Here is a 13,427-nt window from a genome sequence, read left to right on the forward strand (position 1 = left end):
CAGCTCGGTGGGCAGGCCGGTGAGAGGGCGGGAAAGGAGGCTCCGGCCGAGGGCTCCGGAGGCGGTCAGGGTGGCTCGGGGCCGCAGGGTGACGTTGCCGAGGTTGTGGAGCGTGTACGAGATCTCCGCGCCGGCGGTGCCACGGCGGTCGGTGCGGAGGTCCTCGACGGCCAGGGCGGGGGCGGTGGGACCGGTGACCCGGAGGTAGAGGCGGGCGGCGACGGCCTGCTGAATCCCCATCCCCTGTCCGGCGGTCCCCCGCACCGCGGTGTCGGCCGGCCGGTCCTCCAGGGCGACGACGGCTCCGGGGTGGTCCCCCGGTTCGGCCCGGTCGGGGACGGTGAGGGTGAAGCCGACGTCGACCGCCGTCTTCGCCGGGACGGTGATCCGCTCCCGCGCCAGCGCCGTCCAGGCGCCCGTCGCGGTACGCGGTTCCCCGGGCCCGCGCAGGGCGAAGCCGCCGTCGCGGGCGGTGTTGTAGGCGTCGGCGGCGTACAGGCGGAAGGTGCGGGGCCGGTCGGTGCGGTTGGCGATGGTCACGGAGTCGGTGACGGCCTGGCCGGGAGCGGCGGCGAGGTAGAAGTACGGGCGCTGCCCGAGCTTGTTGGCGGCGGGCAGGACGGACCACTGCCCGTTGTCGGCGGCCGCGGCGGGTCCGGCTCCGCCGAGCAGAAGGATGCCGAGCCCGACGAGCACAGCGGCGGTCGTCGACCCGGCCAGGTGCTGCCGTGGCCGCGCGGCCAGTGCCGCTACCGCGGCTGCGGCGCGGAGCCGCCATACCCGCGCGGGGCGGTCCCGGAGGGTTCCTCTCCCCACCCCGCCCTTCCCCCGTTCCCCGGGCTCCGCCCGGACCCCTGCCGTGCGCGGCGCCGTTGCCGGGGGCCGGCCCCCGGACCCCCGCTCCTCAAACGCCGGAGGGGCTGGATACGGCTGACGCCGACGAGAATCCAGCCCCTCCGGCGTTTGAGGAGCGGGGTCTGGGGCGGAGCCCCAGGGGGTCCGGGGTCCGGGCAGCGCCCGGCTGGGGGTCCCCCCGGACGGAGTCTGCGGGATGGTGGAAGGGCGGGTAGGGGAAGCGGCCCCGCGCAGCGGGACAGGGGTGCTGGCGCGGCCGGGCCGGGTCACGACAACGTCAGCGTCAGCACCGCCGTGTAGGCGCCCGGCGGGGTGTACGGGGGCACCTGGAGGGTGACGCCCGCGTCGACGGTGAAGGTGCCGCCGACGAGCGCGGCATCACCGGTGGAGGCCAGCACCGCACCGTCCGGCCCGACGGTGCCCGCGCTGCCCGGCGTACACGCGCTGGGGCTGCCGGGCGCGGCCGCGCACGTCGGGGTCCAGCTCAGGGAGGCGCCCGGGATGCGGACCCCGCCGGAGCCGGTGAAGTCGGTGACCTTGCCGATCAGGGACCACCCGGCCGGCCCGCCGCGGGCGTCCTTCACGGTGACGGTGCCGATCCGGCCCGCCGCCGCTCCGCCGTCCCCGTACGGGACCGCGGCCAGGGTCACGGCGTCGCCCTCCTGGTTCATGCCGAGCTCGCCCGGCTGCACGACCGCCGTCACCGTCTGGCTGCCCGGCGGCAGCGGGGCGGCGGCGATCACCGTGTACGCGGACGGGCCCGAGCCCCGCTCCGGGGTCCAGGCGGGACCCTCGTACGCCACGACCGCGGTGGTCGCCCGGTCCGTGACCGGCAGCTCCGCGAGGACCACGCCGAGCTCGTCGGCCTTCGCGGTGACCAGGTCGGCGGTCTCGGCCGTACCCGCCCGGCCGGCCACGGTGACCTCCGCGCCGGGGACGAAGCCGGCTCCGGTGACCTTGACCTTGGCGCCCGGGGCTCCCGCCGCCGTACCGAGCGCGACGGCGCGCAGGTTGGCCGTCGGCAGCGGGCTCGCGGTGATCCGCTGCGCGACCGGCGGCCCGGCCGGCAGCGGCACCGTGGACGGGGGCACGGACGGGGACGGAGAGGCGGGCCCGGACGGTGACACCGGCGACGGCCCCGCGGACGCAACCCCGGAGGCGGAGGCGGACGCGGAGGGCTCCGCGGACGGTGTCGGGTCCGGTCCCGGCGGCACGCTCCCGAAGGCGCCGGCGCAGACGGTGTCCAGTTCGAGCAGGTGGCCGGTGTGCAGGGTGTAGCCGCCCGGGGCCAGGGTGATCTCGCCGGGGGCGGTGACGGTGAAGGTGCCGGTCATGGTGACGGCGGGCAGCGCCCCGCCCGGCTCGACCGGATCGTTGCGCTTGGCCCCGACGACCGTGACCTCGCCCTGCTGCACGCCCCCGAGCACGATGCGCCCGGTCGGGGTGAGGACGTCGGCGGGCAGGCCGACGGAGAGCGGGTTCACGGCGGGGGTCCGGGTGACCTGGTAGGTGACGGTGACGGTGTCGCCCACGCGCGGTGTGGAGTCGTCGACGGTGATCCGTGCGGTGGTGGGCCCGTCGGCCGGCGGCAGCCCGGCTTCCTGCGGCGGCAGGCAGTGCGTGGGAAACTCGACCTGCCCCGCGGGCGTCTCCCCCTCCGCGGCGGCGGGCGCGCTCAGCGCTCCCCCGGTCGCGGCGGCCAGGACCGCCATGCCGACGGCCGCCGACCACCCCCTGTGCCGCGCCGTTGTCCGCGCCGTCGTTCGCGCCGAAGTCCGCACTGACCGCCCCCTGGGATCCCGTACCCCGCCAGGGGGCCATTCACGAGCGGGCGGGGGGATATGTCAATGCACGGACCCGGCACCAACTGATGTCCCATCAGGAGATGGCAGCATGGTGCCGGGTGCGGCCTCCCGGAAGGTCCGCCGGTAGGCCGTCGGGCTCACGCCGAGCGCCGCCTGCACGTGTTTGCGCAGCGACTGCGCGGTCCCGAAGCCCGCCTCACGGGCCACGTGTTCCATCGGCAGGTCGGTCCGCTCCAGCAGCGCCCGGGCCCGCTCCACCCGCTGCCCGACGATCCATTCGCCCGGGCTGAGCCCCGATTCCTCGCGGAACCTGCGCGTGAAGGTCCGTACGGACATCGCCTCCTGCCGCGCCAGGTCGGTCAGCCGCAGCGGTTCGTGCAGCCGATCCAGTACCCAGGCGCGGGCCGCGGTGGTGGCCGACCGCTGCGGCTGCGGCACCGGGCGCTCGATGAACTGCGCCTGCCCGCCCTCGCGGTGCGGCGGTACGACGGTGCGCCGGGCCACGTCGTTGGCGACGGCCGCGCCGTGGTCGCGGCGCACGATGTGCAGGCACAGGTCGATCCCGGCGGCGACTCCGGCGGAGGTGAGCACGTCCCCGTCGTCGGTGTAGAGCACGCCCGGGTCGACCAGGACGGCCGGGAAGGTCTGCTGGAAGTGCTCGGCGGCGGACCAGTGGGTGGTGGCCCGGCGGCCGTCCAGGTACCCGGCGGCGGCCAGGACGTAGCCGCCGGTGCAGATGGAGACGAGCCGGGTGCCGGGCCTGATGTGCGCGAGGGCGGCGGCCAGTTCGGGGGTGAGCCGGCCCTCGTCGTGGACCGGTCCCAGCTCGTAGGAGGCGGGGACCACCACCGTGTCGGCCGTGGCCAGCAGTTCGGGACCGTGCTCGACGTGGATGTCGAAGTCGGCGTCCGTGGGGACCCGGCCGGGGGCGAGCCCGCAGGTGAGGATCTCGTACAGCGGCTGCCCGGCGGGATCCTTCGCCCGCCCGAAGATCCGGTGCGGGATCCCGAGCTCGAAGGGCAGCAGGCCGGAGAGGGCCAGTACGACAACACGGTGGACACGGTGCGCACGAGTCTCCATGGCCCGATCATATCGAAGGGTGTCGGTCAGGCCACTGTCGTACGGGTCCCCGGCGGCCGGAAACTGTCGACGTGACGCAGACAGACCCGGGCCCCGGCCCCTCCCCAGGCACCTCCCCCGACGCCTACCGCGACGCCTCCCCCGCACCGACGCCCGCCTCCGGCCCGGCGGCCGGACCCGACTCCACGGCCGGCGCACCGCTGCGGGGGCCGCACCGCGTCCACCGCGCCTGGTTCGTCGCGGCCGTCGCCTTCGTGACGATCATCGGCGCCGCCGCCTTCGCCTCGCTCCCCGGACTGCTCATCGAGCCGCTGCACGAGGAGTTCGACTGGTCGCGCGGCACGATCGGCCTCGCCGTCTCCGTGAACCTCGCGCTGTACGGGCTCACCGCGCCGTTCGCCGCCGCGCTGATGGACCGCTTCGGCATCCGCAGGGTCGTCGCCCTCGCGCTGACCGTCATAGCCGCCGGCTCGGTGGCCACCGTGTGGATGACCACCTCCTGGCAACTGATCCTGTACTGGGGCGTCCTGGTCGGCCTGGGCAGCGGCTCGATGGCCCTGGCCTTCGCCGCGACGGTGACCAACCGCTGGTTCACCGCCCGGCGCGGCCTGGTCACCGGCATCCTGACCGCCGCCGGGGCCTCCGGCCAGCTGGTGTTCCTGCCGCTGCTGGCCTGGCTGGTCGAGAACCACGGCTGGCGCCCTGCGGCGGTCACCGTCTCGCTGGCGGCCCTCGCCGTCGTGCCCTTCGTCTGGCTGCTGCTGCGCGACCACCCGGCGGACATCGGGACCACCCCGTACGGGGGCGCGTACACGCCCAAGCCCGCACCCGTCCCCGGCGCCGCCCGCCGGGCCCTGGGGGTACTGGCCAAGGCGGCCCGGACCGGCCCCTTCTGGCTGCTGGCGGGCACCTTCGCGATCTGCGGGGCCTCGACCAACGGGCTGGTGAAGACCCACTTCGTCCCGTCGGCCCACGACCACGGCATGCCGGTGACGGCCGCGGCCGGGCTCCTCGCCGTGATCGGCGTGTTCGACGTGATCGGCACGGTGTTCTCCGGCTGGCTGACGGACCGCTTCGAATCGCGCCGCCTCCTCGCCGTCTACTACGCCCTGCGCGGGGTCTCGCTGCTCTTCCTCCCGATGCTGCTGGCCCCGACCGTGCACCCGCCGATGATCTTCTTCATCGTCTTCTACGGCCTGGACTGGGTCGCGACGGTCCCGCCGACGATCGCCCTGTGCCGCGAGCACTACGGCGAGGACGGCGCCATCGTCTTCGGCTGGGTCCTGGCCTCGCACCAGATCGGCGCGGCGGTGGTGGCCTTCCTCGGCGGGCTGGCCCGCGACGCCTTCGGCTCGTACGACCCCGTCTGGTACGCCTCGGGCGCCCTGTGCGCGATGGCCGCCCTGATGGCGATGGTCATCCGCCGGCGGACCTCCGCCGAGGCCGCCCGGACCTGACGGCCCGGGCGGCCCGGCGGCTACGGCTTAGGCTCCGGCGGGAGTCGTCGACTTCAGGGTGCCGTCCGGGCCCGCCAGGAGGACCGGAGTGTCCGGGCCGCCGAGGTCACGGACCGCCGCGCGGTCGGCGTCGGAGGGGGCCTCGGCGGCGCTGACCACGGCTGCCGCCTCCAGGGACTGGGCGCCGCTGGCCACGGCCATCGCGACGGCCGTCTGGAGCGCGCTCAGCTTCAGGGAGTCCAGCGCCACGGTTCCGGCGACGTACGTACGGCCGGTCTCGTCCCGGACCGCCGCCCCCTCGGGCACGCCGTTGCGGGCCCGGGCGCTGCGCGCCAATGTGATGATCTTGGTGTCTTCGGGGTCGATCCCGGTGCTGTCGGTCATAGCCCGAAGCATATGGAGCGCGTCCGCGGGGCCGCACGACGACCCCGCGGACGCGCTCTCCCCTCCACCCCCGGTGTCCCCCCGGGATCTTGGCGGCAGGGATAAAACTAAGCGCTGCGTAAGCGGAGGCGCGGCCCCGAAGGTCCTGTGATCCACGACCTTGGACCCTTCCCGGATTCCACGACCCGGAACGCCGGGGGGCCGGGAAGTCGGGGGGCCGGGAAGCCGGGAGCCGGAAACCCCGAGGCCGACCGGCCCCGGCAGACCCGGGTCGGCCCCGGCCGGCCCCCGCCGCTACGGCCTGTCGAGCCGCAGCCGCTCCGCCCTCGGCAGACCCGCGACCACCAGGTCGTACGAATCCTCGACCAGCTCCCGGACCAGCGCGTCGGGCAGCGCACCCGGCCCGCCCGCGGTCACCGTGTTCCAGTGCCGCTTGTTCATGTGCCAGCCCGGCACGACCGCCTCGTGCTCCGAACGCAGCCGCACCGCCTGCTCCGGGTCGCACTTGAGGTTGACCTTCAGCGGGTCGGCGTCCAGCGCGCTCAGCGCGAACATCTTCCCCAGCACCTTGAACACCGAGGTCTCCGGGGTGAAGGGGAACTCCTCCACCGCCGCGTTGAACCCCAGACAGAAGGCGCGCAGCTCCGCCGGCGTCACTCCGTCTCCCCTTCCTGGCCCTCCACCGGAACCACCGGCTCCACCAGCACGGTCACGATCTTGTTCCGCCGCCCCGCCGGGGACTCCGCCGTCAGCCGCAGCGGCCGCCCGTCCGGCAGGTCCACCACCGCCGAGGCGCCGGCGATCGGCACCCGGCCGAGCGCCTTGGCGAGCAGTCCGCCGACCGTCTCCACGTCCTCGTCGTCGAAGGAGTCCACCTTGAACAGCTCGCCGAGGTCGGTGATGTCCAGCCGCGCGGTCACCCGGTAGCGGTCCCCGCCCAGTTCCTCCACGGGCGCGATCTCCCGGTCGTACTCGTCGGTGATCTCGCCGACGATCTCCTCCAGGATGTCCTCGATGGTGACGATGCCGGCGGTGCCGCCGTACTCGTCGATGACGACCGCCACGTGGTTGCGTACCGACTGCATCTCGCGCAGCAGGTCGCCCGCGTTCTTGGTGTCCGGCACGAACACCGCGGGCCTTATCGCCGTGGAGACCAGGTCGCTCTCGGCGTCCCGGCTGATGTGCGTCTTGCGGACCAGGTCCTTCAGGTACACGATGCCGACGATGTCGTCCTCGTTCTCCCCGGTCACCGGGATCCGCGAGAAACCGGACCGCAGCGCGAGCGTGGTCGCCTGACGCACCGTCTTGTACCGCTCGATGCAGACCAGGTCGGTGCGCGGCACCATGACCTCGCGCACGAGGGTGTCGCCCAGCTCGAAGACCTGGTGCACCATGCGGCGCTCGTCGTCCTCGATCAGCGATTCCTTCTCCGCGAGGTCGACCATCGCGCGCAGCTCCGCCTCGGAGGCGAAGGGCCCCTTGCGGAAGCCCTTCCCGGGCGTGAGCGCGTTGCCGAGGAGGATCAGCAACTGCGGGATCGGCCCCATGATCCGGGCGAGCGGTACGAGGACGTAGGACGCGGCGGTCGCCGTGTTCAGCGGGTGCTGCCGGCCGATGGTGCGCGGGGACACCCCGACGGCCACGTAGGACACGAGCACCATCACGGCGATGGCCACGAGCAGTGCGGTCCAGTTCTCCCCGAACTCGTCGAGGCAGACGTACGTGACGAGCACGCCCGCCGCCATCTCGCAGGTGACCCGGACCAGCAGCGCGACATTGACGTAGCGGGTGGGGTCTCCGGCGACCTGGGCCAGCTTCGCGCTGCCGCGCCGGCCCTCCCGTACGGCCTGTTCGGCGCGGAAGGCGGAGATCCGGGCGATCCCGGACTCGGCGCACGCGGCGAACCAGGCCACCACGACCAGCAGGACGGCCCCGGTGATCAGCTGGAGGTCACCGGTCATGAGACGGTCGGCGCCGGGGACGGGCCGGTCACGCCGTTCTCACCGCGCCAGCCGTCGACGATGGCCGCCTGGAGGCCGAACATCTCCGCCTTCTCGTCCGGCTCCTCGTGGTCGTACCCGAGCAGGTGCAGCACCCCGTGGACGGTCAGGAGCTGGAGCTCCTCGTCCATGGAGTGCTGCGTCGGCGCGTCCTCCCCCTGCTTCTTGGCGACTTCGGGGCAGAGCACGATGTCACCGAGGAGCCCCTGCGGGGGCTCCTCCTCGTCCTTCTTCGGCGGACGCAGCTCGTCCATCGGGAAGGACATGACGTCGGTGGGTCCGGGCAGGTCCATCCACTGGATGTGGAGCTGCTCCATCGCGTCCTCGTCGACGACGATGACGGAGAGCTCCGAGAGCGGGTGGATCCGCATCCGGGCGAGTGCGTAGCGGGCGATGTCGAGGATCGCCCGCTCGTCGACATCGGTTCCGGACTCGTTGTTGACGTCGATCGACATGGTGCGCTGATTTCTACTTCCGCTGGAAGCCGTTCCGCGACTGCTTCGCGTCCTGGCTGTCGTCGTACTTCTCGTACGCGTCGACGATACGGCCGACCAGCTTGTGCCGGACGACATCCTCGGACGTGAGCCGCGAGAAGGCGATGTCCGGCACCCCTTCGAGGATGTCCTGCACCTGCCGCAGACCGCTCTTGGCGCCACCCGGGAGGTCGACCTGGGTCACGTCGCCGGTGACGACGATCTTCGAGTCGAACCCGAGCCGGGTCAGGAACATCTTCATCTGCTCGGGTGTGGTGTTCTGCGCCTCGTCGAGGACGACGAACGCCTCGTTGAGGGTGCGGCCGCGCATGTAGGCCAGCGGCGCCACCTCGATGGTCCCGGCCGCCATCAGCCGCGGGATCGAGTCCGGGTCGATCATGTCGTGCAGGGCGTCGTAGAGCGGCCGCAGGTACGGGTCGATCTTGTCGAAGAGGGTGCCGGGGAGGAAGCCCAGGCGCTCGCCCGCCTCGACCGCCGGGCGGGTCAGGATGATCCGGCTGACCTGCTTGGACTGCAGGGCCTGGACCGCCTTGGCCATGGCGAGGTAGGTCTTGCCGGTACCGGCGGGGCCGATGCCGAAGACGATCGTGTGCTTGTCGATCGCGTCGACGTACCGCTTCTGGTTGAGCGTCTTGGGACGGATGGTCCGGCCGCGGCTGGAGAGGATGTTCTGGGTGAGCACCTCGGCGGGCGTCTCGTCCGGGCCCTCGCCGTTGCCGCTCGACTTGAGCATGGCGATCGAGCGTTCCACTGCGTCCTCCGTCATCGGCTGCCCGGTGCGGAGCACCAGCATCATCTCGTCGAACAGGCGCTGGATCAGAGCGACTTCCGCCGCCGCGCCGATCGCGCTGACCTGATTGCCCCGAACATGGATGTCGGCCCTCGGGAAGGCCTTCTCGATCACGCGCAGCAGGGCGTCGCCCGAGCCGAGGACGGACACCATCGGATGGGTGGCCGGTACGGAGAAGTGGGCTCGCGCCTGCCCCGGCGCGGGGGTCTTGCCTGTCGGTGTCTGAGTCATGGGCCGGCACTGTGGCCTGCGCATACCTCCCACTGAGGGGCCGCGCCGATCGACGGCCACCGGACTTCCAAGCCTACGTCGCCGCCCCGCCATCCCCGAGGGGTTTTACGGGGTCCCCTACGGGGCCCGGCCCACGTCGGCCCCTCCGCGGCGGCGGGGCCGGGGCGCGGCCCCGCCGCGTCCCCCGGCCGGCCGGGCCCTACGCCGACTGGCGGAAGCCGATCGTCGGGACCGCCCGGCGGCGGCTGGCCGGGGCGGCGGCCCGCGGAACGAGGCCGTCCAGGAAGCCGTACCGGTCGCGCAGGGCCTCCGGGGCGGCGCGCCACCAGTGGGCCACCTCCGGCCAGCCGGGGGCCGACAGGGAGCCGCCGAACTCCTGCACCGACAGGGCGGCCGTCAGGCCCGCGAAGGCGAGCCGGTCCGCGAGCGGCCACTCGGCGAGGGTGCCGGTCAGGAAGCCCGCGACGTACACGTCGCCCGCGCCGGTCGGGTCCAGGGCGTCGACCGCGATCGCGGGGACCTCGGCCGTCTCCCCGGTCCGCCCGTCCACCGCGTACGAGCCCTCGGCGCCCATCGTCACCACCGCGATCGGCACCTTCTCGGCCAGTGCCCGGGCCGCCGCGCGCGGGCAGTCGGTGCGCGTGTAGGCCATGGCCTCCCCCGCGTTGGGCAGGAAGGCCTCGCAGTGCTCCAGATCGGCCAGCGCCCCCAGGTCCCAGCGCCCGCTGTCGTCCCAGCCGACGTCGGCGAAGACCCTGGCCCCGCGCCGGGCCGCCTCGGCGACCCAGGCCTCGCCGCCGCCCGGGCCGAGCGAGGCCACGGCCGCGCGGGCGCGGGGCGGGCACTGGGGGAAGGGTCCGGGGCCCGCCGGGAGCGGGGCCTCGTGGCCGTGGGAGACCATCGTGCGCTCGCCCTCGTACGCCATCGAGACGGTGACGGGGCTGTGCCAGCCGGGCACGGTCCGCGACATCGACAGGTCGATGCCCTCGCCCTGCTCGAGGGCGTCCCAGCAGTACTCCCCGTAGTGGTCGTCCCCGAAGGCGGCGGCCAGGGAGGTGCGCAGGCCGAGCCGGGCGAGGGCGGTGGCCATGTTGGCGACGCCGCCGGGACTGGACCCCATGCCGCGCGCCCAGGACTCCGTGCCGCGCACGGGGGCCGAGTCGAGGCCGGTGAAGATGATGTCGAGGAAGACCGTGCCCGTCAGGAAGACGTCGCAGCCGGGTTCTTGGGGGTCGCGCAGCGGACCGAGGGGGTCCACGGCGGAATCGAGGCTGTCCCGGCTGCTGCGACTGGTCACGATGTACTCCCCGTTCGGTCGGCGCGTGTTCTGATCTTGGCGAGTCGTTCCTGCATTGGGCTCAACTCCTCGTTGAGCCCAACCCGAGTCCGCCTTGAGGCCCTCCCGACCGGGAGGACCCGGCCTACAGTGTGACGCAGATCACCGCCCGAACGCTCTTCTCGGAGCCTCCGGCCGCTTGATAGATATGAGCCCCGCGCTCTTGCGGAATCTCATGCTCCACCTGCACCACCTGGAACATCCGTGCTCGACCGCACCCCCGCGCCGCCCGCCGCCTGGCCGCTCGTCGCGCTCTTCACCTCCGGTTACGTCGCCCCGTACCTGCTGCCGACCGTCGTCGGCCGGCTCGACGCACACCTCCCGCTGAGCCCCGCACAGGCCGGACTGATCGGCTCGGTCCTGCTGCTCGGCTCGGCCGCCGCGGGATTCACCCTCGCCTCCCGCATCCCGCGCTACGGACCGCGTCCGCTGGCCCGGCTCGGGCTGCTGCTCGCCGCCCTCGGGTACGGCACGGCGGCCGCCACCGCGCAGCTCCCCCTCGTCATCGCGGGCGCCGTCCTCGGCGGCTTCGGTTCGGGCACGACCACCGCCGTGGCCGCCTCCGGGATCGCGGCGCAGCGCGACCCGCACCGGACCTCCTCGCTGGGGCTGCTGTCGGTGTCGGCCACGGCCGGGGCCCTGTACCTGACCCTGCCCCGGCTCGGCGGCGGGCACTGGCTGCCGTTCGCGGCGATCGCCCTGGTCGCGCTGGTGTGCTGGCCGGCGGCGGGCCGCCTCGAAGGGGCCGACCGCGCGGACGGCGCGGCCCGCACGGACCGCGCCGTACGGGTCTGCGGTCGGCTGCCGTACCCGCGCGCCGGGGTGGTGCTCGCCGGGGCCCTGATGCTGTGGTCGCTGGCCCAGAACGCCCTCTGGGGCGTCAGCGGCCGCATCGGCGCCCAGCAGGCGGGCCTGTCCGAGGTCGCCCTCGGGGTCGTCTTCGCGGCCGCGCTCGGCGCCGGGCTGCTCGGGGTCACCGCCGCCTCCGCGCTGGGGGCCCGGCTCGGGCGGGCGGTCCCGGTGGGCGTGGGCACGGCGGTCATCGCCTGCTGCGTGGTGCTGGCCTCGCACGCCCGGGACCTGGGCTCCTTCGCGGCCGGGGAGATCCTGTGGAACGCGGTCTACCCCGTCGTGCTCTCCTACGCCATCGGCCTCGCCGCCGCCCTCGACCCGCGCGGGCGCTGGGCCGTCCTGGTCGGTTCCGCGTCCTCGCTCGGCGTGGCCTGCGGGCCCGTCACCGGGAGCCTGCTCGCCGAGGGTGCGGGCTTCCCCGGCATGGGCCTGGTCCTGGGTGGGCTGCTGCTGGCGGTGGCCGGGCCGATGACCGCGGTCGCCCTGCACGTCGGCGGACGCCCGCTGACCCCCGGCTCGGTGCGCCGGCGCGGCGGGGCCCCGGCGGCCGTGCTCGCCGCCGGGGCCGGGACGCCGGCCGGTTCGGTGCCGAGGGTCGGCGCGCAGGAGCTGGAGGTCGTGGAGCTCGCACCGCTCCGCGCCCGCCCGCTGCGCCTCCCGCCGCTCCGGGTCCTGCTGCTCTCCCCGGCGGCGGCCCGCCGGGCCCGGGAGCGCACCCGCAAGCGGACCCGCACCGGCGTCTAGGCCCTGCGGGGCGAGGCCCCCGACCCGCCCTTCCGCCGTTCCCTGGGGCGGAGCCCGGGGAACGGTGGAAGGGTGGGTAGGGGACAGGCCCCGCAGGGCCCCTGGCCCGGGGGCGGGCCCGCTATCAGGCCCGCTTGGGCACGGGGACCCGTACGAGGTCGGCTGCGATCGTGAGCTCCCCCTCGAAGCCGGCCGCGCGCGCCTGGCGTTCGAACTCCGACGGATCACCGTAGCGCTGCGAGAAGTGCGTCAGCACGAGGTGCCGCACTCCCCCGTCCCGGGCCACCCGCGCCGCCTGCCCCGCGGTGAGGTGCCCGTGGTCGGTGGCCAGTTGGACGTCCTCGTCGAGGAAGGTCGACTCGATCACCAGCATGTCGCAGCCCGCCGCGAGCACCTCGACGCCCTCGCAGAGCCGGGTGTCCATGACGAAGGCGAACCGCTGTCCGGGACGTGCCTCGCTGACCTCCTCGAGGGTGACCCCGCCGAGGCCGCCCTCGCGCTGGATCCGGCCCACGTCCGGCCCCTTGATCCCGTGGAGCGCGAGCAGCTCGGGCCGTATCCGGCGTCCGTCGGGCTCGGTGACCCGGTAGCCGAAGGATTCCACCGGGTGGGAGAGCCGTACGGCGTCCAGGGTGTACGCGTCCCCGCGCGCCAGGATCCCGTCCCCGGCCACCGGCTCCTCGGCGAGCTGCACGGTCTCGCGGTAGGCCGTGGCGTACCGCAGCCGGTCGAAGAACTTCTGCCCGGAGGCCGGGTAGTGGGCGGTGACGGGGTGCGGGACCCGGTCGAGGTTGATCCGCTGGATGACTCCGGCGAGGCCGAGGCTGTGGTCCCCGTGGAAGTGGGTGACACAGATCCGGTTGATGTCGTGCGCGGCCACCCCGGCGCGGAGCATCTGGCGCTGGGTGCCCTCGCCGGGATCGAAGAGGATGCCCTCGCCGTCCCAGCGCAGCAGGTAGCCGTTGTGGTTGCGGTGGCGGGTGGGCACCTGGCTGGCGGTGCCGAGGACCACGAGTTCTCGTACGGACACGTCTTAACCGGGGGGCCACTGAAGCCCGCGCCCGCCGAGGACGTGCGCGTGGGCGTGGAAGACGGTCTGGCCGGCGCCGGCGCCGGTGTTGAAGACGACGCGGTAGCCGTGCTCGACGATCTTCTCGTCGGCGGCGATGCGGCCGGCCTCGCTCAGGACGTCGGCGGCGATCCCGGGCTCCGCGGCCGCGAGGGAGGCGGCGTCGGGGTAGTGCACCTTCGGGATGACGAGGACGTGGGTGGGCGCCTGCGGGTTGATGTCCCGGAAGGCGACGGTGGTGTCCGTCTCCCGGACGACCGTCGCGGGGATGTTCCCTGCGACGATCTTGCAGAACAGGCAGTCGGCCTGCGGTTCCCCGGCCATGTGCTG

At 74.1% G+C, this 13,427-nt stretch carries 12 protein-coding genes and 1 pseudogene; 2 read left to right on the plus strand and 11 right to left on the minus strand.

From position 1 onward, the window contains the following. Positions 1–309 precede the first annotated feature (309 nt). From OG247_RS14785 to OG247_RS14795, 3 genes and pseudogenes are all read right to left on the minus strand, one after another. Positions 310–1,125: pseudogene (locus OG247_RS14785) on the minus strand (WxL protein peptidoglycan domain-containing protein); the annotation flags it as partial. Beyond that, positions 1,122–2,567, minus strand: coding sequence for a beta-xylosidase (locus tag OG247_RS14790; RefSeq protein WP_327252692.1), 1,446 nt, complete (start codon positions 2,565–2,567; stop codon positions 1,122–1,124). The pseudogene OG247_RS14785 and the gene OG247_RS14790, both read right to left, overlap by 4 nt. 132 nt (positions 2,568–2,699) lie before the next feature. Then, positions 2,700–3,740 (minus strand): GlxA family transcriptional regulator, encoded by a 1,041-nt coding sequence (locus OG247_RS14795; protein WP_327252693.1) that lies wholly within the window; start codon positions 3,738–3,740, stop codon positions 2,700–2,702. Positions 3,741–3,940: 200 nt separating this feature from the next. Here OG247_RS14795 and OG247_RS14800 point away from each other — a divergent pair, with 200 nt between their 5' ends. Continuing rightward, positions 3,941–5,197: an MFS transporter gene (locus OG247_RS14800; protein WP_327257478.1), complete on the plus strand. Its 1,257-nt coding sequence runs from the start codon at positions 3,941–3,943 to the stop codon at positions 5,195–5,197. A gap of 27 nt (positions 5,198–5,224) precedes the next feature. Here the strand turns inward: OG247_RS14800 and OG247_RS14805 are convergent, their stop codons facing one another. The 6 genes from OG247_RS14805 to OG247_RS14830 form a co-directional block, all read right to left on the minus strand. After that, on the minus strand, positions 5,225–5,581 hold the full coding sequence (locus OG247_RS14805; RefSeq protein ID WP_243334727.1) for a cytidine deaminase: 357 nt from the start codon (positions 5,579–5,581) through the stop codon (positions 5,225–5,227). A 294-nt stretch (positions 5,582–5,875) separates the two neighbouring features. Beyond that, a complete protein-coding gene (locus OG247_RS14810; RefSeq protein ID WP_327252694.1) occupies positions 5,876–6,238 on the minus strand; it encodes an MmcQ/YjbR family DNA-binding protein in 363 nt (120 codons plus the stop codon). Next, positions 6,235–7,542 carry a hemolysin family protein gene (locus OG247_RS14815; protein WP_327252695.1) on the minus strand — a complete coding sequence of 436 codons (1,308 nt, stop codon included), beginning with the start codon at positions 7,540–7,542 and terminating at the stop codon, positions 6,235–6,237. Before OG247_RS14815 ends, OG247_RS14810 begins: the two co-directional genes overlap by 4 nt. Then, entirely contained in the window at positions 7,539–8,036 is a 498-nt protein-coding gene (gene ybeY, locus OG247_RS14820; RefSeq protein WP_243334740.1) for an rRNA maturation RNase YbeY, read from the minus strand. Before ybeY ends, OG247_RS14815 begins: the two co-directional genes overlap by 4 nt. A 13-nt stretch (positions 8,037–8,049) precedes the next feature. Beyond that, entirely contained in the window at positions 8,050–9,096 is a 1,047-nt protein-coding gene (locus OG247_RS14825) for a PhoH family protein (RefSeq protein ID WP_327252696.1), read from the minus strand. A 199-nt stretch (positions 9,097–9,295) separates the two neighbouring features. Next, positions 9,296–10,393 (minus strand): carbohydrate kinase family protein, encoded by a 1,098-nt coding sequence (locus tag OG247_RS14830; RefSeq protein WP_442813284.1) that lies wholly within the window; start codon positions 10,391–10,393, stop codon positions 9,296–9,298. A gap of 243 nt (positions 10,394–10,636) precedes the next feature. Here OG247_RS14830 and OG247_RS14835 point away from each other — a divergent pair, with 243 nt between their 5' ends. Then, positions 10,637–12,028, plus strand: coding sequence for an MFS transporter (locus OG247_RS14835; RefSeq protein WP_327252697.1), 1,392 nt, complete (start codon positions 10,637–10,639; stop codon positions 12,026–12,028). A 124-nt stretch (positions 12,029–12,152) separates the two neighbouring features. Here OG247_RS14835 and OG247_RS14840 read toward each other — a convergent pair whose 3' ends face one another. Together OG247_RS14840 and OG247_RS14845 are read right to left on the minus strand one after the other, a co-directional pair. Continuing rightward, the gene (locus tag OG247_RS14840) at positions 12,153–13,058 is read right to left on the minus strand and encodes a ribonuclease Z (RefSeq protein ID WP_327252698.1); all 906 of its coding nucleotides are present in this window, start codon (positions 13,056–13,058) and stop codon (positions 12,153–12,155) included. A 3-nt stretch (positions 13,059–13,061) separates the two neighbouring features. Next, positions 13,062–13,421: a histidine triad nucleotide-binding protein gene (locus tag OG247_RS14845; RefSeq protein ID WP_327252699.1), complete on the minus strand. Its 360-nt coding sequence runs from the start codon at positions 13,419–13,421 to the stop codon at positions 13,062–13,064. Positions 13,422–13,427 lie beyond the last annotated feature (6 nt).

This window comes from Streptomyces sp. NBC_01244 (genome assembly GCF_035987325.1).
Classification (GTDB): domain Bacteria; phylum Actinomycetota; class Actinomycetes; order Streptomycetales; family Streptomycetaceae; genus Streptomyces.